This is a genomic window from Salinivibrio sp. ML198, from assembly GCF_001996015.1.
GTDB classification, from domain to species: Bacteria; Pseudomonadota; Gammaproteobacteria; order Enterobacterales; family Vibrionaceae; genus Salinivibrio; species Salinivibrio siamensis.
Window position 1 is genome coordinate 116,047 of the sequence record NZ_MUEZ01000001.1, and the last position, 23,073, is coordinate 139,119.

The 23,073-nt window shown below is 47.2% G+C and carries 21 protein-coding genes; 9 read left to right on the top strand and 12 right to left on the bottom strand.

Features of this window, described 5'->3' with window-relative positions; translation table 11 throughout:
* Window positions 1-3: 3 nt before the first annotated feature.
* Entirely contained in the window at window positions 4-951 is a 948-nt protein-coding gene (locus BZG25_RS00470) for an aminoimidazole riboside kinase (RefSeq protein ID WP_077638313.1), read from the bottom strand.
* Between the two features lie 27 nt (window positions 952-978).
* Entirely contained in the window at window positions 979-2,412 is a 1,434-nt protein-coding gene (locus BZG25_RS00475; protein ID WP_077638314.1) for a sucrose-specific PTS transporter subunit IIBC, read from the bottom strand.
* A 284-nt stretch (window positions 2,413-2,696) separates the two neighbouring features.
* On the opposite strand from BZG25_RS00475, the gene BZG25_RS00480 reads away from it, so the two are divergent.
* The 9 genes from BZG25_RS00480 to BZG25_RS00525 all read left to right on the top strand — a co-directional run bounded on the left by BZG25_RS00480 (window position 2,697) and on the right by BZG25_RS00525 (window position 11,129).
* The gene (locus tag BZG25_RS00480; protein ID WP_077638315.1) at window positions 2,697-3,689 is read left to right on the top strand and encodes a LacI family DNA-binding transcriptional regulator; all 993 of its coding nucleotides are present in this window, start codon (window positions 2,697-2,699) and stop codon (window positions 3,687-3,689) included.
* Window positions 3,690-3,790: 101 nt separating this feature from the next.
* A complete protein-coding gene (locus tag BZG25_RS00485) occupies window positions 3,791-5,488 on the top strand; it encodes a glycoside hydrolase family 32 protein (RefSeq protein ID WP_077638316.1) in 1,698 nt (565 codons plus the stop codon).
* Between the two features lie 160 nt (window positions 5,489-5,648).
* Window positions 5,649-6,617, top strand: a complete 969-nt coding sequence (locus tag BZG25_RS00490) for a calcium/sodium antiporter (protein ID WP_077638317.1) — start codon at window positions 5,649-5,651, stop codon at window positions 6,615-6,617.
* Window positions 6,618-6,897: 280 nt separating this feature from the next.
* Window positions 6,898-8,262, top strand: coding sequence for a hypothetical protein (locus BZG25_RS00495; protein ID WP_235606066.1), 1,365 nt, complete (start codon window positions 6,898-6,900; stop codon window positions 8,260-8,262).
* A gap of 17 nt (window positions 8,263-8,279) precedes the next feature.
* Window positions 8,280-8,657 carry a hypothetical protein gene (locus tag BZG25_RS00500; RefSeq protein ID WP_077638319.1) on the top strand — a complete coding sequence of 126 codons (378 nt, stop codon included), beginning with the start codon at window positions 8,280-8,282 and terminating at the stop codon, window positions 8,655-8,657.
* Between the two features lie 23 nt (window positions 8,658-8,680).
* Window positions 8,681-9,082: a hypothetical protein gene (locus tag BZG25_RS00505; protein WP_241828619.1), complete on the top strand. Its 402-nt coding sequence runs from the start codon at window positions 8,681-8,683 to the stop codon at window positions 9,080-9,082.
* A 426-nt stretch (window positions 9,083-9,508) separates the two neighbouring features.
* Entirely contained in the window at window positions 9,509-9,889 is a 381-nt protein-coding gene (locus tag BZG25_RS00515; RefSeq protein WP_077638320.1) for a hypothetical protein, read from the top strand.
* Window positions 9,890-9,928: 39 nt separating this feature from the next.
* Complete coding sequence (locus tag BZG25_RS00520; protein WP_077638321.1) at window positions 9,929-10,270, top strand: hypothetical protein; 342 nt, start codon at window positions 9,929-9,931, stop codon at window positions 10,268-10,270.
* 163 nt (window positions 10,271-10,433) lie between these two features.
* Window positions 10,434-11,129 carry a VC0807 family protein gene (locus BZG25_RS00525; RefSeq protein WP_077638322.1) on the top strand — a complete coding sequence of 232 codons (696 nt, stop codon included), beginning with the start codon at window positions 10,434-10,436 and terminating at the stop codon, window positions 11,127-11,129.
* 64 nt (window positions 11,130-11,193) lie between these two features.
* Here the strand turns inward: BZG25_RS00525 and BZG25_RS00530 are convergent, their stop codons facing one another.
* From BZG25_RS00530 to fghA, 10 genes are all read right to left on the bottom strand, one after another.
* Window positions 11,194-11,409 (bottom strand): TIGR02450 family Trp-rich protein, encoded by a 216-nt coding sequence (locus BZG25_RS00530; RefSeq protein ID WP_077638323.1) that lies wholly within the window; start codon window positions 11,407-11,409, stop codon window positions 11,194-11,196.
* A 97-nt stretch (window positions 11,410-11,506) separates the two neighbouring features.
* Window positions 11,507-13,474 carry a methyl-accepting chemotaxis protein gene (locus BZG25_RS00535; RefSeq protein ID WP_198535192.1) on the bottom strand — a complete coding sequence of 656 codons (1,968 nt, stop codon included), beginning with the start codon at window positions 13,472-13,474 and terminating at the stop codon, window positions 11,507-11,509.
* Between the two features lie 265 nt (window positions 13,475-13,739).
* Window positions 13,740-14,108: an Rcs stress response system protein RcsF gene (rcsF, locus tag BZG25_RS00540; RefSeq protein WP_158010245.1), complete on the bottom strand. Its 369-nt coding sequence runs from the start codon at window positions 14,106-14,108 to the stop codon at window positions 13,740-13,742.
* Window positions 14,109-14,235: 127 nt separating this feature from the next.
* Window positions 14,236-15,039, bottom strand: a complete 804-nt coding sequence (locus BZG25_RS00545; RefSeq protein WP_158010246.1) for a hypothetical protein — start codon at window positions 15,037-15,039, stop codon at window positions 14,236-14,238.
* Window positions 15,040-15,250: 211 nt separating this feature from the next.
* Complete coding sequence (locus tag BZG25_RS00550) at window positions 15,251-15,796, bottom strand: hypothetical protein (protein ID WP_077638327.1); 546 nt, start codon at window positions 15,794-15,796, stop codon at window positions 15,251-15,253.
* A gap of 82 nt (window positions 15,797-15,878) precedes the next feature.
* Window positions 15,879-17,135: a restriction endonuclease gene (locus tag BZG25_RS00555; protein ID WP_077638328.1), complete on the bottom strand. Its 1,257-nt coding sequence runs from the start codon at window positions 17,133-17,135 to the stop codon at window positions 15,879-15,881.
* A 303-nt stretch (window positions 17,136-17,438) separates the two neighbouring features.
* Entirely contained in the window at window positions 17,439-18,467 is a 1,029-nt protein-coding gene (locus tag BZG25_RS00560) for a serine/threonine-protein kinase (RefSeq protein WP_077638329.1), read from the bottom strand.
* A complete protein-coding gene (locus BZG25_RS00565; RefSeq protein WP_077638330.1) occupies window positions 18,467-18,931 on the bottom strand; it encodes a hypothetical protein in 465 nt (154 codons plus the stop codon). Before BZG25_RS00565 ends, BZG25_RS00560 begins: the two co-directional genes overlap by 1 nt.
* 140 nt (window positions 18,932-19,071) lie before the next feature.
* Complete coding sequence (locus BZG25_RS00570) at window positions 19,072-21,240, bottom strand: AAA family ATPase (protein WP_077638331.1); 2,169 nt, start codon at window positions 21,238-21,240, stop codon at window positions 19,072-19,074.
* Window positions 21,241-22,230: 990 nt separating this feature from the next.
* Complete coding sequence (fghA, locus tag BZG25_RS00580) at window positions 22,231-23,067, bottom strand: S-formylglutathione hydrolase (RefSeq protein WP_077638333.1); 837 nt, start codon at window positions 23,065-23,067, stop codon at window positions 22,231-22,233.
* Between the last annotated feature and the right edge of the window lie 6 nt (window positions 23,068-23,073).

Sequence of the window (23,073 nt, forward strand, 5' to 3'; positions counted from 1 at the left end):
ATATCATTGTCCAGCCAACTGCAACGCCGAGGGCAATGCGGTCATAGCACCTTTGGCGGTAGTGGCCAGCGCGCCACAGCGGTTGCCTTGACGCACGGCCTCAGTCACCGCCTCTGGCGACTGCCAGTCGGGCAACTTGGCTAGGGCAGCCAACAAGCCGCCCATAAACGCATCACCAGCGCCAGTAGTATCCACGACCTTGGCGGGTGTTGTCGCCACCTGCCAAAGCGCTCGGTTGAACGCAACTTGTGCACCGTCACTGCCTAGCGTGACCACCCACAAGGACACACTCGGTACGTGCGAGACGAGCACTTCAAGCGCAGATTTGATAGGCCGGCTGCCGGGCTCGGAGCCTGTCACTAACGGCGCAGTCAGTAAAGCAAGCTCATCATCAGACACTTTGACCACATCCGCCAGCGGCAAGGCTTGCCTCACGGTCTCTAGCATCTGCGCCTCGCTTTGCCACAAATCATCACGCAAGTTAGGGTCAAAGCTGACAAACCCACCCTGGTCACGACACGCTTGCATGGCGCCGAGCGTGGCCGATCGCGAGGGTTCGTTAGCTAACGCAATGGAGCAAGCATGTAACCACTGCCCCTTTTCAAACACAGGGAAGTCATCGGGCTGCACAAACTGATCGGCACTGGGTTTGACCATAAACGTAAAGCTGCGCTCACCCGCCTCATCTAACTCGACCAACACGGTTGAGGTGCGTTGCGCGTTATCGCGATGCATAAACGCAATGTCTACGCCTTCATCGGCCAACGTGGTTTGCATAAAGCGTCCCAGCGGATCGTCGCCCACTCGACCAATAAAGCCTGTTTTCTCCCCCAGCCGGCTAATCGCCACGGCCACATTGGCGGGCGCACCGCCCGGACATTTTAGGTAGTGGCGTTCTCCCTCTGGGATCAAATCTACTACCGCATCGCCAGTGACCCATACCTTACTCATCACGCTTGCTCCTCGTTCAATGCTCGATTAGGCCGCCGCCGTTTGCGCATATTTTTTACGGGTACCCAGTACATAGGTCACCGCAAACGCCACGACAAAAGCAATGGCCATTCCGATGATATACGGCACCACTCCGTCAGGGCGAATCGAAATGATCCCTGGCAGCCCCGCGGCACCCAGCGCTTGCGCTTTCACTTTAAAGAAGGTGATGAACGCGCCTGCACAGGCTGCGCCTACCAATGCCCCGATAAACGGATAACGATATTTAAGGTTAATACCAAACATCGCCGGCTCAGTAATGCCAAGCAGTGCCGTGATACCCGCCGGCATCGCAATTCCTTTCGCTTTCACATCCGCCGTTTTTAGCCCGAACGCCAAACAGGCTGCGCCTTGCGCCACATTTGACATCGCGGCAATCGGGAAGATGAAGGTACCGCCGGTGACCGCAATGTCTGCCAATAGCTGCGTTTCAATTGCGATAAAGCTGTGGTGCATCCCGGTGATCACAAACGGCGCATACACAAACCCAAACAATGCACCACCAATCATCCCAGCCGATTCATACACCCAGTTAAGGCCATCGCCGAGCAAGAAGCCGAGATCACGGGTAAATGGACCCACTAGGGTAAAGGTGATCAGCCCGGTGATAAAAATCGCCAGTAGAGGCGTCAGCAAGTTATCCAGCACCGAGGGAATAATACGACGTAAGCCTTGCTCGACTTGCGCCAAAATATAGGTCGCAACCAGCACAGGCAGTACCGAGCCTTGATAACCGACTTTTTCAATCTCAAAACCAAAGATTTCCCACACCGGAATATCGCCGGACACTGCCGCACCGCCAAAGCCCCAGCCATTGAGCAGGTCAGGGTGCACCATTAACATCCCGAGTGCCGCGCCCAAAAAGGGGTTAGCGCCAAACTTTTTACTGGCAGAAAACGCTAGCAGTACCGGCAAGAACACAAACGGCGCATTGGCGAAGGTATTGATCATATTGGCCAAGTCGCCCATTTGTGGGTAGGCCTCAATCAAGGACTTGCCATCAACAATCAAGCCTGGTGCAGTAAGGATATTGAAAATCCCCATCAACAGACCACCGGCGACAATGGCTGGAATAATGGGAACAAAAATATCTGACAGCCCTTTCACCGCGCGTTGTAGCCAATTTTGCTTTTCGGCACCAGCCGCCGCCACGTCCTTCGACGACATATCGGATTGCCCGGTCAGCTTACTGAACTCCGCATAAACGTTATTGACAATGCCCGAGCCGAAAATGATCTGTAACTGACCACTGACTTGGAATTGGCCTTTCACGCCCTCTATCGATTCAATCGCGCTTAAATCCGCGAGACTGTCATCATGGAGTGCGAGTCTTAGCCGCGTGGCACAGTGTGCCGCCGCCGCGATGTTTTCTTTTCCACCCAGTTTATCGAGTAGTTGTTGTGCTATTTTTTGGTAGTTCATGGCTACTTCCCCTGCACGCTCTCACCGTCTTTGCCACCGTCACTCATTATTATCGTGTGGCTGTCACACGCTCCACATTTTCGGGAACGATCCCGAAAATGATGTGCTGAATCCTGTCAAGCATCAAGTATGAGGGATAATAGCTGTGAGATCGATCAGCAAACCAGAACCTAACCCTCATTTTAAACGTGACAAATGTCACTAAATAAGGGGCTTTCAGGGCGCTATGTTTGCAAACGATCTGCAAATGGAACGATCATAGCGCTTCCAGTAAAGGAGAACCCATGGCTAGCTTGAATGATGTCGCCCGTTTAGCGGGTGTTTCCAAATCCACTGTGTCGCGCGTGATTAACCAAGAGTATGGCGTAAAACCCGCGACGATTGAGAAAGTTAATCGCGCCATTGAGCAATGCGGCTATGTGGTCAATCAAATCGCTAAGGATTTAAAATCCAATAAAACCAACCTCATTGGCGTGATTGTGCCGCGTGTTTCCTCACATGCGATGTCAGCCAGTGTCGATGGTCTTAGCCATGTGTTTGATCAAAAAGGGAAACAAGTACTACTGGCCAACACTCGACAAGATGATCATCGTATTTGTCATTACCTTGATTTGTTCAATCAAAAACGGGTCGAGGGGATTTTGCTGTTTGCTTCAACACTCAACCCTACCTTGGTGCAGGCAATCAAACGCTCGAGTGCACCAGTGGTGGTGATTGGCCAAGACGGCTCACCCTATAACATCCCCAGCGTGATCCATGATGATTACCGAGTAGGTTTTTGTGCTGGCGAGCAGCTTATTAAAGCCGGTTGCCAACAGGTGGGCTTTCTGGGGGTACAAGCGGAAGATATTGCCGTTGATCAGCAGCGCTATCAAGGCCTTGAGAGCGCGTTGACCACACTTAGTCAAACGGCTCCCTTGTTCCATTACCAAGGCCAGTTCTCGATTCAATCAGGCCATGTCGCCATGACCGCCATGCTAGCGCAATACCCTGATCTTGATGGCGTATTTTGTGCCACCGATCGTATCGCGATTGGCGCTATCCAAGCCTTGCAAGCACAAGGGATCACCCCTGGACGCACCGTGAAATTGATTGGCGTGGGCGATGATGAGCTTGCCCAAGTGGTGTCGCCAAGCTTATCCACGTTTAACTATGCCTTTGATGCAGCGGGAGAAAGTGGCGCCAAAATGTTACTCGAGTTACTGGAAACCGGGCAAAGCCATGTGTCTAAGCTGGTGATGGGCTTTAACTATATTAGTCGCGCTACCTGCCCTTAACACAGCGATCGTTAACCCAACACCGAGAAATTTTACTTGCGCCACCGCCGTCTTATTCGCTATTTTTGGAACGTTCCCGAAAATAAAATTGGTACGGATAGATGGAAATAACCCCAACAGGCCTGGTTGACGCATGTGGTGGCGCCGACAATGTACGTCGCGTATTGCGTCATCAAGACAAGGTGATCATTGAGCTCAGCGCGCTTGAGCGTGTCAATCAAAACGCCTTACCCATCCATGCGATTGACGTGTCGCTGCGCCAAATCACGCTTGATCAGCCAATCGATGAAGGAATGCTCGCTGCACTGGGACGCCTTATCGACCAAAACCTGCGTGAACAAGCCGCACCTCGCTATTCACCAACCAAAAGCATTGATTTCCATCGTCCTGCTTGGCACATCAGTCCTCCTCAAGGACTGCTGAATGACCCCAATGGTTTTATTTATTTTCAAGGTCACTATCACCTTTTTTATCAGTGGTATCCCTTTGCCTGTGAGCACAAAGATAAATTCTGGGTGCATTTAATCAGCCCTGATGGGGTGCAATGGCATACCGCGCCGCTCGGCCTCACCCCCAGTGATTGGTATGACAGCCATGGGGTATTTTCAGGCCACGCCATGGTGATGAACGACGCCCTTTTGCTGTATTACACCGGCAATACCCGCATTGGCCCCGAGCGTTTGCGCCAAACGACCCAATGTGTGGCACGGTCAAGCGATGGCATTCATTTTGAAAAGCTCGGCCCGTTGATTGATGCCCCACCAGCAGGCGTGACCGAGCATATTCGCGATCCCAAAGTCATCCATGACGGCCAACACTATCGGATGCTGTTGGGCGCGCAACGTGAAGATAAAATAGGCCGCCTGGCGCAGTATTCGTCTGCTGATGGCCTTACGTGGCACTATGACGGACTAAGCGGTGATAGCTTAGGCGAGCATGGTTATATGTGGGAATGCCCAGATCTGTTCCAATTAAGCGAGCAATGGCTCTGTATTCTCTGCCCACAAGGCAGCCCTTCACCAACGCCCGATCATCATGTTCCTCACCACAATGGTTATGCCAAAGCCACGCTAGAAGCGGACGGCATCACGCTTGATAACTGGCAAGTGCTGGATCATGGGTTTGATTTTTACGCCCCGCAGACGGCGCAGACCCCTGACAATAAGCGCATGCTTATCGCTTGGATGGGCCTGCCAGACGAAGTTGAACAACCCAGTTTAAGTGCGGGCTGGTTGCATCAGTTAACCTGTCCACGTGAGTTACGCTGGGAAAATGGGCAAATTTATCAGCGCCCAGCCGCCGCGCTGCAAAGCTTAAGAGGCCCTCAGCAACTTTTGCTGATTAACACCGAATGCCACTCAACCACGGTGGATTTAGGCACCAAGCAATTTGAGCTCAACACCACGCTGCCCATTCCGGCCAGCGGCCACTACACGCTATACTTTCACAGCCGCAGCGGCATGAAGACCCCAGCCTCCTCCGACAAACCATCCGGTTGTGCACTTACCATTGACGGTGACAGCCGCACCCTAATACTGGATAGAAGCGCAAGCCTCGCCACAGAAGGCGATACCCGTCGCTGCATTCACTTGCCCGAGCCGCTAGAAGATTTGCCACTACAAGTCCTCGCCGACACCAGCTCACTGGAGTTCTTTATCGCCGGCGGGCAATGGACGATGACCACCCGTTACTTTAGCGCCGTGGATGCGACTTTTTTAGCACTGACACGCGATCACCACGACACGCCTTTGCCAAAACAGATGGATTGGTATGCGTTGAAAAACGCCAGTGTTAGGTGATACATCAGGGAAGTGGCGTTGACCACACCACGCCACGTCTGACTGGCACAGTTAACGCCCATCAACTAGCATTAAGGGTTTGAATCTTCTGTGTTTAATCATCGCCATGATATTATTGGTGATGATTAAGCACGCTTCTTATTTCAACTAGGGTGACGATATGCTGCTTGCAATACTGGCGATTATTGCTGGATTTGCGCTTTTGGTGTGGAGTGCAGATAGGTTTGTAGAAGGCGCGGCTGTGAGCGCCCATTATGCCGGTATACCGCCGCTACTCATTGGCATGCTTGTGGTAGGGTTTGGTACATCAGCGCCTGAAATGGTGGTCTCAGCGATGGCTGCAGTCGATGGCAATCCTGCGTTAGCACTGGGCAATGCGCTGGGCTCGAACATCGTCAATATCACCTTAATTCTCGGGGTGACCGCCCTCATCGCGCCTATTGCAGTGCATTCCACCATTGTGCGCAAAGAGCTACCCATTCTTTTAGCCATCACTCTCATTATCGGGGCAATGCTATGGGACTTCACGATCAGCGCCTACGAAGCTTTACTGCTTATCACAGGCTTTTTACTGCTGATCGGCTGGTCAGTGTGGTCTGGCATACGAACTAAAAACGATACCCTCGCCACCGACATGAATGCCGAACTCAACCAGCAAACCCTGTCGCTAAAAAAAGCACTGATGTGGCTAACGATTGGGCTGGCACTGTTAATTGTGAGCTCGCGCATCTTGGTATGGGGTGCCGTTGAGATAGCCCAACAGCTGGGCATCAGCGATCTGATTATTGGTTTAACCATAGTCGCATTAGGCACCTCCCTGCCCGAATTGGCCGCCTCAATTATCGCCGCCCGTAAAGGAGAGCACGATATTGCCGTGGGCAACGTGGTCGGCTCCAACATTTTTAATTCCCTCGCCGTGATTGGTATTGCTGGTGCCATCGAGCCGATTCGCGACATCACCGAAGCAGTCTTCTGGCGAGACTGGATAGTGATGCTCGCCGTGACGGTACTCTTGCTGCTGGTCTCAATGCGCTTTGGCAAAACGCGAGAAATCAACCGCGCCGAAGGGGGATTACTGTTTGTGTGCTATATCAGCTACACCTGTTTGCTGATTTATGCCGTGCGGTAGGAAGTTAAGCGTCATACAGTCCTCACAAAACACGCTAACGTTGATATGGGCTCTAATGCAGCGCGAGTTAGACCAAGGGGTAAAACCATTTATTCGACACTGATCCAATAAATAAAGCAGCTTTTCTACCATGACCACATTGAGTCGAGCTTTTGTCGCGAACTTTGCTAGCATTGGCCGCTAAAAATAATCATAGCCCCCTTGCCCATGCCATTGGGGGTTGAGCAATATGCTTTGCTCACTGGTGATACCCGCTTAGTTGGCTCAAGAGAAAACGCAGATGACTTTCTTCACATCGACACAGTCTTATCGTTGTCCATTTTTCAAAAATCCTGAAACATGTAACTGTACGGCTTGTGTCAATCAAAGATTGATGCAGGAAAGCAAAGAAGCCGTTAAACGTGCAGAGGCAAAGAACTTTGCCAGTGGTGGCTCTACTCCTAGTATCAGTGCTGCATCTGAACCCGCACCAGTTCAAGAAAGCACGCAACAAAAGGTCGCTCGTCAACGCAAAGCGCGGATCGAAGAAAGCGAAGATAACTGGCAAAAAACACAAGCTGCTGCATTTGATTTGGCTTGGATGCAATCGCCTAAAACCCAACCTCAGAGTGCACTTTGGAAAGCGCTATTTACCGACGATACACCTGAGGAAAAGCAAAAGCTTATCAAACAAGCGAATACGCACCTCAACGAACCCGTGAGAGAAGGAGAGATCGTTGTTATTCCTACCGCCGAGCCAAGAACCACTAAAGAGAAAGAGGCGCTAAGCGCGCTCCAAGAAGAGGCAAAAGCTGCTAGCACTGAACTAAGTAAGCTTAGCGATGAAGTACTTACGACAGTTAACCGACACTTTGAAGTACTCGATCACTTTGCTAATGAGAGTTTGAAACAATTGGAAGCAGACGGTTTACCCAGCGATTATTATGCCTACGCGTCTCTAGGAGTGGGGGTCGCATCAGCGACCGTTCAGCAGCACTTGCAGAACATCAATAATGTATTGTTAGAAATCAATGATCTCTATGCTGCACAAGTGGCGATGGCGAGCAAAACGGGTGGAGTGAATTATGGTGTATTCGTTGCTCAAAGGGCAGAGCTTTTTAAAAAGCTAGATGGCTCTTTTGCTGGACTTTCCAAACGCAGCATTAGATTGCCTCTGTATACGCAAGTTAAACGCAATCTAAAGCTGTCCACTAAATCAGTCATTCACAACGCCGATGAGATTTTAGAATCGGGTTTTGTTAAGAGCCTAGGAAAACGTATTGCCAACGTTTCTATCGGAGCCTCGGCTGCGAAAGGTGTAGGTTATGTTGGTCTTCTGCTCGGCGGAGCAAGCAGCGTATCAACGATATACGAAGCTTGTTCAGTAGACAGTTCAGGAGAATGTGGCAAAGTCTCTACACGCGAGGTGATTGGTTTTATGGGAGGTATCGCTTTAGGCGCTGTTGGAGGAAATATTGCCGCCGGCGTTTCAGTGTTGGCTCTAGGCGTTGTGGGGGTTACTGCAGCACCTGTTATTGCTATAGCAACTGTGGGCTCATTTGTTGTTGGAGGTGCAATCGGTGGAATTGCTGGGACAACTATCGGCAAGGCTACTGGCGATGATCTCTACTTCTTATATGAAAAAGGCATTGAATTAACTGACTAAAGCAAAGAGATATCACATTGGAATTATATGAATTAGTTATCACTATCATTGGATTGGTGTTTGGGGGGTACCTTGCGGTTTGGTCTATCCCGGGTATTATCATGTTTTCTTTGATTACTCTTGGGGATATTAAGCGTATTGTATTACTGGATAAGTGTTTATCTCAAAATATAAAAAAATACTATACCGAACAGGGCTATTTAAAACCTTACTACCAAACCCCCTACTCGATTGGCACACGTCTGCTTTTATACTGGATAACTTATCCTATAACAAACAATTGTAAACAAAAACTTCCTAAAAAAATGAAAGTTTTCATGTGGGTGAATTGTATTGGGGCGTGGAGCTTTATTATTACACCATTATTCTCTCAACTGATTAAGCATTTAGACTGATAAAGTCTTACAAGGTTTATAACGTGGATTCTGGAATAACAAATATATCAACAGCTGAATGGTGGGAGTTTTTGATTGCAATCCCTGCGCTAATTTTTAGTAGTTACTTTCTTCTTTGGGCAGTACCCGCAGTGTTTATACTTGCGACCTTGGCGCTTGGTGACATCAAGCGGATTGAGTTTATAGACCAGCAACTAGCAAAGAATAATGAGAAGCTACATAGCACATTACGCTATCAATTTTCCTATACAATAGTTAATAGATTTATGTGTTATTGTTTTGCATACCCATTGATTCGTCATAGGCAAAGGACAAACTCGTATAAATTTAAATTATTCATGTGGATAAACTGCCTTGGTTTTTGGAGCTTCTCTCTTGGTATTTTATTCCTATATTTATCGGATATTTTAGGCATTATTAATTAACAACTATTCAACTCATGTAAAAAATAATCATGCATATCCTCGATATTTTAATAATGTGCTCAATACTTATTTTTGGAGGATACGCCTTTTTGTGGGCTGTACCAGCCGTCTTTATACTCGCAATCTTGGCGCTTAATGACATCAAACGCATTGAATTTATAGACCAACAACTTGCTAGAGATGTAAAACAACTTCACAGCAGGCTTGATTATCAATTATCTTATAAGATCGTAAACCGCTTTACTCTTTACTGCGTTTCCTATCCGCTTATTCGATATCGCCAAACGACCAATTCCTGGAAGTTCAAATCCTTTATGTGGTTAAACTTTTTAGGGTTTTGGAGCTTGATTTTAGCGATTATATTTTCCTACCTATCCGAGTGTTTAAATATAACATTCTAATCGTCATATCTTTGCGAGGAGTTTTATGCCAGAAAGTGAATGGTGGGAGATTTTACTTATTATTCCGGGGTTGGTTTTCGGAGGATATCTTGTTTTATGGTCAATACCTGCCGTCTTTATACTCGCAATCTTGGCGCTTAATGACATTACACGCATTGAATTTATAGACCAACAGCTTGAAAAAGATGTAAAAAAACTTCACAGCAACCTTGATTATCAATTATCTTATAAAATCGTCAATCGCTTTACTCTTTACTGTTTTTCCTACCCGCTTATTCGACATCGCCAAACGACCAACTCATGGAAGTTCAGAGCCTTTATGTGGTACAACTTTTTAGGATTTTGGAGTCTTATTCTCTCGGGCATCATTGTCTATCTGGCTAGGTTGTCCGGTGTGATAGACTGAAAAAACTGATCTTATCTAACTTGGTGGCTGAGTTTCTGAATGATTGAGTATGTTAAATTATTCATAGCATGGTACGCGCTTATTTGGGCTTTACCGGGTTCTATTACTGGTATTCTATTAGCGTTCGGTAGCGAAGAAAGAATATCTTGGCTAGATCTTCAGCTAGCAAAAAACGCCAAAGATTTACATTCGAATCAGCAATGTATGGCATCATATAGTATTTTTTCTAGATATATTGACTATTGTGTCATGTATCCTGTTATTCGTCATCGCGCAAATGAGAAGTCCTTAAAGTTTGAGCTATTTATGTGGATGAACGCGATTGGTATTTGGTCTTGGATGATTGCATTCATCTTTGCAGTGATTACAAAGCTTCTATGAACTATGTAGGAGTCAGGCTCGCACACCACTCCCCCTCACACCTATTGATTTCACACATAGTTACACAACGATGCGCTTTTACGCTTTACATCGATCGCGGGTCGATGAACACTGCTTGGCAGAGTATAATGACACCGATATCACGTAGAGTTAGTCACACATTATGAGCAATACCACCGCGAAAAAGCCGAGTCCCCTGTTTGAAATCCTGTTCAACGTTTTCATCCCTTCGATCATCCTGATGAAGTTGAGCGGCGATGAATACCTAGGTACAGCCATGGCACTGGTCGTCGCTTTGGCCTTCCCTCTCGCTTACGGCGGGATGGATCTGGTCCGTAACCAGAAATTCAATTTTATCTCAGCACTGGGTTTTATCAGCGTGCTACTGACAGGCGGGATTGGCCTACTCGAGCTCGATACCCGTTGGTTAGCCTTAAAAGAGGCGCTGATCCCCGGCCTTATTGGCTTGGCGGTGTTAGGGTCAACCTTTACCCGCTACCCACTGATGCAGAAGTTAATACTGAATGACACTGTGCTCAACCTCTCGTTGATTAATCAGCGCCTAAAAGAGAAAGGACAATCCGACGCCTTTGAGCGCTGCTTGATGTGGTCAAACTACCTGTTCGCCAGCACCTTTGTGTTCTCATCGGCGATGAACTACTTCCTTGCCACGTGGATTGTGACCAGCCCTGCCGGCACGTCCGCGTTTAATGAAGAACTAGGCAAAATGACGCTGTACAGCTACCCGATGATTGCTATCCCTAGCATGCTGATGATGTTCGGCATCTTTTACTACATTTGGCGTCAGATACGCGCGATGACATCGCTAGAAACAGAGCAAATCTTCCATTTGAAATAACAAGCGCCACGCACGACGTTTAAAAACAGATCAAAAAAGGGAGGATAGCCTCCTCCCGTTATCATCACTTCCACCCTTGACGCCACTTCTCGTCACTTTTGAGCTCGTGCCAGTCAATCGGATATTCTTTTTTCGACAGCACTGACTCGAGCACGCAGGAAATCACCACACCGTCTTCATCATACTCAACGTCAGAGACTACAAAGTGCTTCTCGCGATTAATGGGTTTGACCGCCGTCCACTTGCTATTGCGTAACTTGGCTGGATTGATCTGGTTCACGACTGCCCCTTAACAAACACCGGATGAGGCTGACAAGGAATGCATTCGTTTCGACCTATCAGCCCTTTCAAGAATAGCAATACAAGGTAAACGAACGCTACCATTGACTAATTTGGGTTAGACGGTCAGCCCGTTCGAGTGAATCAGCACTCATTGCTTTGAGTTCAGATGCCCCTTCAGCGTTCTGCTCCGACAACGTCCTGATTCGATCCGCCAGTTGACTGATCTCTTCTGTTACATGCGCTTGCTGCTCCGATGCCGTGGCAATGCTTACGGTGCGCTCTTTGATGTTATCAAATGCTGTGACAATCTCTTCAAAGTGCTCACGCACCACACTCGCTCGCTCAACCGAAGATTGAGACAACTGATAACTCGATTCAATCACGTCCACGCCCTGGCTAGCCGCCGAATGAAGCTGATGAATCATGCCATCAATTTCTTCCGCTGATTCCTGCGTTTTGGCGGCTAATGAGCGCACCTCATCGGCAACCACTGCAAACCCACGCCCTTGCTCTCCCGCGCGCGCCGCCTCGATAGCCGCATTCAGTGCCAGTAAGTTGGTTTGCTCGGAAATCTTTTTGATGACCTCAAGAACCGTTCCCACCTGCTGTGAATCTGAGGCCAGTTTATCAATCACAGAGGAGGCTTCTTTCAGTGTGGTAGCAAGCTTGGCAATCGCGTCACTGTTCTCATCGACGGCTTGCTGCCCTTTTGCCACCACGTGCGATGCATCCTCGGCAGTATCTGCGGCAGTGGCAGTATTGCTCGACACCTCGGTGGCACTTGCGGACATTTGGTTAATCGATGAGGCGAGCGTGATATTCTCATTCGTCTGCGCCGACGTTCGGTCGCTCAAATCCTGGCTCAGTGCCTGTAAGTCGTTTGCACTGCTTTTAACGCCAATCGCTTCTCTCGCTACGTCTTCGAGAATTTTTTCAAGATGGGCGCCATAATCGTTGACAGCGCGCCGTAGCTCGCCCATCTCATCAGCACGAACAATCTCTAACTTACCGCCTTTCTCACCTTTCGATAGGCTGCTAACCTGCTGAGTCGTCTCTTTGATACTGCGAATGAGCCTCTGGCCGAGCCATACCACGACTAACGCGAAGACAATCACCAGCGGTAACAGTGTTATATACAGGCCAGAACTTACTCGATTCAGCGCCGCCAAGGCCGTTGCCTCAGGCAACAACATGCCCACTGTCCAACCCTGTTCCGACAGAGGAACCTGCACGAGGAGCGACCGGCTATCGCCTACCACACCTTCCGGCAGATAAACCGGCTCCTCAGCGTCCAAGGCCGAGACAAGCGGGGATAAACGAGGATACTGTCTACTGGCGTCGCTCAGGCTTTGCATACTAAGGCTTGAAGAACGCACATCTGGAAACGAGAGAATGCGATCGGTTTGATCGAGCACAAAGGCATAGCCTCCGGTTGCCTCATTTTGGTCAGTTAATAAGTTTGACAGACCGGAGAGCATCAAATCGATTGTCGCAACGCCCCAAAACTGGCCATCTCGGCGAATTGCGACCGTACAAGTGACCATGGGCGTGCCAGAAATCGCATCCTCATAAGCGGCAGACCACGCGCATTGCCCTGCCGGTAAGCCTCGACCCGCTTGATACCAGCTTTCGTTGTGATAACCACTGCCAGCGGGATCATTGTAATCATCTAATAGATCCAGCGAGCCTTGTGCATTACGCGCCCAAAATAGAGAATCACGTGTTTTTTCCGGTGTTAACTTACCAGGTTCAGGCCAAACACCCCCGCCCGCAATCGCGGCGTTACCGTAGTGATCGACCACAGGCTCAAGACGTTCAATAAACTGCGCGCGATCTAACGGCAATGTTTCCGATAGCGCCGCGAGTGTATCGGTCAACACTGCCCCTTCATTCAGTACCGTGGCAATACGCCCTTCAATGTTTGTGACGGTTTGCCGAGCGCCCGCCTCTGCCTGCTCTTGCAAAACGGGCTTCGCTACCCACTCCATAACCAGGTAAATGGTAAGAAATGACCCCAACAAAAGGGCAAGCGCCATGGCTTTAATCTTACGGCTGATTGTCATGGCAAAATCCTCTGCACTGCTATTTGCTATAAGCGTAGCAGCGAGTCGTCTAATTACCATGAAGGTGTGTTTTCTCGCGCAAAACGTGCTGATCGCGATGGAGGGGTTTGACCGCCGTACACCTACTATTGCATCACTTGGCTGGATTGATTGGGTTCACGCGAACCCCGTTAGATACTGCATCGGTTAAAAATAACGATCTCCATTACGAACGTGGTTCGGTTTGGTTCAATGGCTGGGGTTGGTGTAACTCGTTGAGAATAAACTACTCGAGAAGCGCAGCTTCACCAATACAGACCCAAGACTCCCAACAGTTATTACCCCAATCTACTGATGCATCCTGAGAGCAGGTAGGATATAACACAGCATTGGCTCCTAGCTGAACAGCCTTTATTTTCAACTGAGTCATCGCTGCTTGCTCTGAGGTATCTCCACTAAATGCTGATCCTTTGCAAGAAATACCTTTTATTTTTCCTTTAGAGACATAATTTAAAGAACCAGGGTTTTGGATGATTTCGATTTCATTCATCGCTTTTATCTGCGTCAAAGATAAATCATCAACACGCTCGACCTGACCAAATCCGGCACAGCCTGTCAAAAATAAAGCCAATAATATTACTAAAGCTTTCTTCATTATTTCCTCCATTTTCATAAAAAACAATATAGTAAAGTACGACGAACCGAAAAGCATATTAACGTAACACATTGAAGTGAAGATTTATCCGCTCACCTACTGGCTGCGCAACACTTATTTTTATTTATCATGTACGCTTTTTAAAAACCACATCAAAATCATTCCCGTTGCATTTAAAGCAAACATAATTAGAAAATATTGAAGTATACCCGTAATGCTCAAGCATTTTTTCAATTATTCCAGGCGTAACTGTAGTTTGACCAAAGGTGTTCGGAGAAAGTCCCCACTCATGTCCAATAAATCCTCTATTATCGATATAAGCCGTATATTTTTTACCATCGAGAAAATACACCAGAATATAATCAACGTTCTCGTTGTATAAATGCCCATCAAAGAGCATTCTAGTTTTATGCGCTTGAGGTATTTTTTCAAGAAAGCTATCTTTGAACTTCCTGTCCTTACACTTGACGAGTTTATTACCTACGTTGATGTAGAAATCTACATTTCGATTGAAAAAGTGCGGTTTAAAATGATCACCACCAATAGAAAGAGATGTATACTTTTCTGGTGCAATTGACATAGCCTCTCCAGGTTTCAGAACCACTGGCTCTGCTGGTTTGTAAACCTCTACTTTCACATCATTTTCTAAAACCATATATATAGACCAAATTGGGACCACTTTATCTTTGTGGTTGCTAACCACCAGTTTGGTTATTTGACTATCCGTATACGCATCGCCGCTGACTTCGTACGTAATACTGAGTCTAAATCCTATTTTCGTATGATAAAAATAAAGGGCATATGCTGACGCAACTAGGTAGATAACTGTTCTACCCTCTTGTAACAAGAAATTAAAAATCTCTGCAATATCCAATTGACCTCCAAAGTACATAACGAATGATATGGATTCCTCGTCTTGAAGATCTGCCACACTTGGCTGTGCCGTTGATCTCACCAAGCACTATTTTTCCTATTAGTGCGGAGCATGACCGTAAAACACTCACTTCTTGGCTGCACTCGCGCTGAAAAAAGTGCCAGGCGCAGCGCCTACCTATGCGCATTCGAGCTATTTACTTAATAAAGCAACGGGCTTGTTCAACACCCAAATAAAGTGTCGATTTCGCGACACTTATTCTTATTTGTTAAGCGTTTTGAACCACACCAAAGTTCATAAAGACGAATAAACCAATAAGGAAGCTGGCTATCTGAATAAATAACGAATAGTGCGAGATTTTATCTGACGGAGTAGCTGGAGATACGCTTTGTTTAACTGCCTCACCAACTATTTTTAAGATTTCAGACTCCAGCTCTTTTTCAGTTTTCTTCACACCGATAGCTTTTACTTTTTCTTCGATCTCATCGGTTTTATTGAAGAAGACAGCATGAAGTGATTCAAGTTTATATAAGTGCCAAAGTGACACCGTGCCCGAACAAATTGAACAGAAAAATACTAACCAAGACAGATATAGAATCCAAGTGCACTCTAGTGATTCTTTACCAGCACCAGAGAGTGACCCAGAAAACGAAATAGTACCGACTAAAATCGCTGAAGTTAGACCAAGAATGGTTTTAACTAAATCTGTTCTACTAGCCCAATACCGACCATGAACTGCACGAATTCGTTCAACTAGTTCATCACCAGACTGGCGAATCTGCTTCATCACATTCTCAGCAATCACTTCTTTCATTTGTTCTCCTATTGACGCTTAACGCTGCGCTCTGCGGGAAATTTGGAGCGTAGCGTAAAATTTGTCCGACAGCAGCGTTTTGTTAGGCATTTTCTATTGCCTCTCCCGCTCTCCGATCAATTACCATACGCGCGAACTCCATTTTTTCTTGCAAGGTTTCCAGGTTCTTAGGCAAATCATCAGTCTCTCCAAGTGGACAATATTTGTTGACTTCCACTAGCCCCAACTGACATTCGTCTCTTATAGAATTCATGATGAGAAATCGATCATCTATTTTTGGTTGATTGGTAGATTCTACGAACCGGAGGAAGTAGTCAGGCTTTTCATCAGGACTCATGTGATGGAGTTTCGAACAATACTTGGAGCTGCAATAAACCCCTAGATCATGGTAGATGGCATTAAATATCGGCTCATAACGCATGATCTTTAGTTCATCAGGTATTTTGCGCTCCAATTCAGAATATTGCTCTGGTTCGAAAAGTACATTAGCTGCTAGCTGTGAGCCGCATCTAATGAGCAAGCACTGCACAAGATAAGACAGGCCATCAATTATGATCCGCTGATCCCGATTAAGGGAGCTGCTCTTTAAAATGAATGGGAATACATTAAGCATTCCTGTCACAGCAACGGCAAATAGCCTTAACTTATCTAGCTCCATACCCCAAGGATGTTGAACTATATCTCCGTATTCAACCTCAGCGATCACCGCTGCTAATGTTAGATAGGAATCATCCTGGTATTCTTCTCTCTTTTTCCAAAGCTCATCGAGCTCGCCTCCAGCAGGAAGAAGCATTAAATTTGAGAACTTTGATTTGATTACTTTACATCGACCGCTAAATGCAAGTGATGAAGGGAGAAATTTTGCGAGCGTTCGCGGGTTTTTCCTGAGGAGCAACTCAAGGTCATGACCTTGCCAAACAGTTACAGCTGGCCGTTTGTTCGTGTCCTGAAATTCTTTTATCCAATCCAGCGTAGGATTTGATATGGTTTTGTTCGTAATTATTACAACGTTGTCTTTAGAGTTGTTTCCCGCAGCATTCAGCACAGCACTTTGTACTTGAGTTTTTTCGAGTTGGTTAGTTCGGTATTTGACTTCGAACCAATACTTTTCCTCTTTTGATACAGCAGGCAATATAGTCCAGAACGTACCCTCTAAATCCCTGCCCCCATCAGTTGCTGAATTTCCTTCACCACCTTTTCTCCAGATCAAATTGGCAAAACCCATTTCATCAAGAAGATGGAATACCAAGTTTTCAAAATCAACTGGGCTTATTTCAGAAAAATCCAGTTTCTCCTGCAAAAAATCAATATCTGTAAGCGTAGTAGATATATCTGTCATCAATATTCTCTGATGCTGTGTTGCCTAACGCCGACGTTCAGCGGCCGGTTTGGAGGCGCAACTGCGCCGGAAAACCGGTCCGGTGGAGGCCCGTAGGGCCGGAACGTACTGGAACCACTGGTTAGGATTGCGGTGTTTCGGAAAAGTCGATGAACTGACGTGAACGGAGGTCAACCCCCTTCATCTCATCAAACATCCCTTTTCGTAAGGGGGGGAGTTTGTCTCGACATGAAGACGAACGCCGATTATTGACGAGGTCTGACCTCCTCAATAACCCTTTATTTTGATTGCGTTTTATCTTTTTCATTGCTCGAGAAACTCTATGATCTCAGCGTCCGTGATGTTGGGCTTACAAAAAGCCTGAACTCTGCGTGGCGGAGAGTTTACACGATGACGGTATGCTAGAGATGTGCGCCTATTATCAATGATAATAGACTTTGACGTACCGTCAAGCTCTTGCTCCCATTTATCCTCCTGATCGGACGGCAAATACTTCCAATGAAGGATTGGTCCATCAATTTCAGCTATGGCATTAACCACTTCAACAGCAGTGCCATACCTGTCTCCAGGATTTGGCTTCAAACATTTATTTATAACATGCTGAAGTTTCTTGGGAATATGTAGCGGGTAAGCCTTTCTGTCAGGGAACTTTCCACCTCTGACATCTTTAGCGAATTGCTGCCCATCACTATATACGGAGAATTGCTCATAGAAGGCGCCATTCCCCACACACATGCGGTACATGGTGAGTCCAACTTGGTATATATCGAATCTATTGTCGAACTCCTTCTCTCGATTGCCGAAAACCTCTGGCGGCATCTGCTTAATATATAGCATAGGCTGCTTGGCTATGCCCTCTTCGTCCATAACCTGAGTTAAGCCAAAATCTGCCAATAGAGCTTCGTTTCGATCTGAAATCAAAATATTGTCGGGCTTCACATCAAAATGTATCAAGCCTTTAGAGTGCACGTTGTGAAGACCGTTAAGCGCATGTGTTGAGTAACGTATAATTTCTCTTACCGTTAAAAACTCATTTTGCATCCGCTTGTTCAAAGATCCATTTCTATAAAATGGAGAGGCGACATAAATCTTGCTTTCATCTTCACAGGCATAACCAACTTGAACAACGTTAGGATGGGAGCTCTTGTATAAAGTTCGAGCTTCCGAGAAATACTCGTCGGCGCTAAACCCATCTTTCTTTTCGACTTCTTTAATTACCAGCTCCGCATCCAAATATTCATCATGCGCCCTGTATACTTTTGAGTTTTGCCCCTCAAAGCCAATCTCTTCTATTTTTTGGAATGAAACCTGTGCTTTTTGATAAGGAAACATTATGCAACAGCCCCCATCGCTACCAATGCAGCTTCCCTTGAATTTTTATTGGAAAGGATGTTCCAGTTTACAACGCCATTGAAATCTCGTTCGCCTTTGAAAACCGCGTCAAGCTGTTTTGGCTTTAGATTGAGCCTCGCAGCTATTGATGTCTTCCGGCCTGTAAAGTAACTACCTACATTGCTGCTGGAAAAAGCTTCTTGAACAACACCCTCAATATGAAGTCTTGTTATATCAAGGTTTTGAGTATTCGCCTCAGCTACTCGGATGCCCGCGTAACATATTGAGTACTCTCTCAATATATCAAGAACGCAATTTCTTATATACTTAAGTTTTTCGGGAAAATCTAGGGCTGACGGGACCTTTATCACCTCACTGTTTATTACTTCAAACTGCCCATCAACTTTCCCAAGAACAACAAAAGTAGTTTTCTTAGGTTCGACTCTAATCCCTAATATATTCATTATTATCAATCCTTACTAGCACGAACTCTTGCTCCGAGAAATCCTAACGCCCGGCTCACGCGCCGGTTTGGAGCCGCGAGGCGGCCGAAAACCGGTCGCCGTGCAGCCGATTGTTATGTGCGTTCCTCACGTTGGCACTACTAGCATTTAGACATGGCTTTGTAGTGGTCCTCGTAGCCCGTTTTCTCAAAAATCAGCCTTAACCCCTCCTTGAAGACGTCATAGTTGAACTCCTTCATATCTATGATGTTTTGGCCAAGTGAATGCGATTCTCGATTGATATATCGGCAAAACGCTTGGTACTTCGCATCCCGGAGCTCCGGCATCTGGAAAACGTTATTCAGGTCTTTCTTGCGAACAAAGTTGAAAAAGTACTCAACGATGTTGCGCATACAGTTTGCGATAAGTGCCGGTGGTTGCGACTGGTCATTGACAACGGACCAATACGCTTGATAGTCATTTTGAATTTCCTCGTACTTCATCTCCTGGATGACGCTGCCAGAAGAGGGCTTTGAAAGCCTAAACAATTTCTGTGTTTTCTCACGGCGCTCGTGATTCGGATCTGTCATCTCGTAAAAGAAGTAGAGACTATGGGTCAGGACAATGACCTGACTGAACCGATCACCCTTGAAGAACACCGAACGAATGAGTTGCCCAACGTTGAAGATGAATACATGAGAAAGGCTCGAAATTGGGTCATCTATCACCGCGATGCGCTGAGCGTGAGTGTCCTCTGCACTAGCCTTACCCTTACACAGCTCGCAGAAGTACAAGAAGCTGATCATCATCTTCTCTCCTTCGCTCAGCGATTGAAATGCGTCTTTGGAATCACCTGCGCGCACCACACGATAGAGGTTGTCAGAATGCTTCTGTACTCTGAAGTCATCTATGCCGAGGTCAATAAGACCCGCATTGATTGCAGTGACCGCGTGGTCAATATTCACGGTCTGTTTTTGTGCCTCCGCAATTTCCCCTCTGACCTTTGCCAGCTCATCATCAATATTTCCGATCTCTACATCTAAGCCTTTCAGTTGCTGATTAGCAGCCTGTCGGTCGGCATCAAACCTCGCCATTGTTTGGTCATACTGCCACCGCATCAGTTGCCAAAATTCGTTGCGTAAGTTTCCGAGAGCAGATTCACGGTCTTTTAGTTTGTCGTTGTACTCATCGACTTCCGAATTAATCTGACTGACTGCTGAGTTGAAATCGGCAATCAAGCCAGTCGTGTCGGACAATGTAGTCGGGACCTTTGGACTCTTTAGCTTTTCTTCAATATTGCGAGCATTACTCTGGATCGCGTCTACAAGCAACTGATATTTGTTGGTTATGGAGTCCTTGCGCTTTTCTGCGAATGGATGGTCGGTAAAGGAACTCAGCCCCGGCAACGAATCAAAGGAGGTTCGGTACGTCTTTAGAAGTTGCGCAAGCTCATCTAACTGCTGCTCGTAGGTGACATCAAAGTACGACTTTACGCTGTCTATAAATTTATCCGAAATTGTTGCTTCCTGGCAAAATGGACATTGCGCGCTTGAATCACCTATGCTCTCCGGCAAGTAAGAAAGGCCTTGCTTTACCCAGTCCGAATTCCCCAACTTCTCGATTAGCGCCGCAACCTCACTATCGGTATTCCCAAGGATCGATTTTCCAAATACCGGGTCCGACTCGACACTGTGAGCAGAAAAAGACAGAGTTGCTAGGCGCGGTTGGAACCGAGCATCATCACCTTTTAGTGCTTCTACTTCCTGCCGGATTGTTTGAACGTCTTTTTTTGGCTCACTGGCTAGTTTCGGGATGCCTTGGAGATGGGCAAAAAGCTTATCTTTTTGTCCTTTCAGGCCTTCGAGACAGTACTCAAGAACGCGATCACCGCCAGCATAGGTCTGTTTGATGCTCCAAACCTTTTCTATGGCCTGGTGTTTTTGTTTGGAAAATGTCTGTGTTGCCAATTCCTTTTCACTGCGCTTCTCTTGTAGGGCTCGCACAAGCTCCTCTTGCTTCTTTGTCGCGTCGACTATCTTTTGTTCAGCTTCTTTGTTCTCTTTTGAAAGGCTGAAGATGCCTTGGAGACTATCCGCAACATAGAAGTTGTCCCGTATGAAGTTCTGGTTGTAAACGAGAACTGGAACCGATTCTTCGGGCACTTTTTTGCACGAGATGAACGCAGGGTTGTCGGGCTCATAGAGGAAATTAGAGATTGTTGATTTACCGGTGCCGTTTAGGCCGTAGATAAGATTTATTTTCTTATCCGTAACGAGCGAAGTAGCTTGCTTAAAGCTCGCCACAGCATCCATGTGAATTTCGGTAATCACCTATCGCTACCTCCTACTCCTGAGCACATAACGCTGGCAGCATGCGCGACCACGGAATGGAGCCGAAGGCGCAATGTAGTGGGCGTCGCCGTGCCTGCAATGGTTAAGTGTTTGTATTAACGTAAGCACGAAGATGGCGTAGAGCAGACGATTCAGCCTTAAGACCACGCAGCTCGGTATACCTAAGGGAGCCGTCAGGAAGACAGACGGTAAGAGTATCTTCCGATACTGAATATGACGCCGTATAGGTTTCGCCCTCGTGCTCCAGAACTACCTCTTCATCCATTGGGTTCACCGGCTTTGATCAAACTGTACATATACATCCCGGTCTCTTTCCATGACCTCATAAGCTCACCACAAGAACACGTAAAGCGATCTTTATCTTTAAGCGGTAGCTCTTTGTACCTAACAGCATAGACTGCACCGCAGCTTGGACATTTTTCATTATCCAGTTCAAATTCATCCCACGCGGCCATCTATAACTCCCAAATAATCATACATTTAACATTGTATTAGTGCGCACGCACGACTTCCCTAAACCGTTATACGCCACGCTTTATTAATAAAGCGTTGATATTAATGGAATTTTTTATCTTTATCATCAAGTTCTCAGCGGTGATAGTGTGCATGCCGCCTATCCCTTCTCGGGCGTTCACATTATCCCGAAGCGTTGAACTGTAACCACATGAATAATCGATTATTTTTTATCGCCCATTCCGAGATAGTGTGAATCTGTCACGGATAAATTCGCATGCTTTTAAGTGTATCGAGCCGATAAGCTGGTTAACCATCCATGCACTCACCACGCTACCGCCGATCAGTTGTCGGCACCTAACACGCCATTTATTGGCTGCTTTTCGGGTTAGTGTATCAAGCGCTGTTTTGCTTTTCGTGCGCTATTGTCCAAAGTGTTAGATAAGCCATGTTTTGTGAAATGGGTGCAAAAAAAAGCGGCCTGGGTGGCCGCTTGGGGTCTCGACGTGGTTTGCCCTACCGCGCAAAGCGGGTGGCGTGGAAGGCGAGGTGTTCATCAATAAAGGTACTGATGAAAAAGTAGCTGTGGTCGTAGCCGGGTTGCATGCGCAAGGTCAGCGGGGAGTTGTGTTTCTCGGCCGCTTGTTTCAGGGCTTGCGGGTTTAGTTGCTCGGCCAAAAAGCCGTCTTTATCGCCTTGGTCCACCAGCATCGGCATGGCGGTGGGGCCTTGGGCGAGTAATACGGTGGCATCGTAGGCTTGCCATGTTTGTTCGTCATCGCCTAAATAGGCGCTAAAGGCCTGTTTGCCCCACGGGCACTCGGTGGGATGACAAATCGGGCTGAACGCGGAAATGCTGCTGTAGCGTGAGGGGTTACGCAAACCAATCACTAACGCGCCGTGGCCGCCCATGCTGTGTCCGGCAATCGCGCGCTGGTTGTTGACCGCAAAGTGCGATTCAATCAGCTCCGGCAGTTCGTGAGCGACGTAGTCGTACATCTGGTAGTGCGACTGCCATGGCGCTTGGGTGGCATTGACATAAAACCCCGCCCCTTGGCCGAGATCGTACTGATTAGCATCCGCCACGCCCTCGCCGCGTGGGCTGGTGTCCGGTGCCACAATCGCCATACCCAAGGTGGCGGCTTGTTTAAACGCGCCGGCCTTTTGCATAAAGTTTTCGTCAGTGCAGGTCAGGCCCGAGAGCCAATAGAGCACGGGCACAGGTTGTTCTTTCGCTTGCTCTGGCAGAAAGATCGCAAACGTCATTTTGCCGTTGGTGGCGCTAGAGTCATGCTGCCAACGTTGGTGCCAACCGCCTGCGACTTTGTTTTCGCTTATTTTTTCTAGTTGCATGGTTAT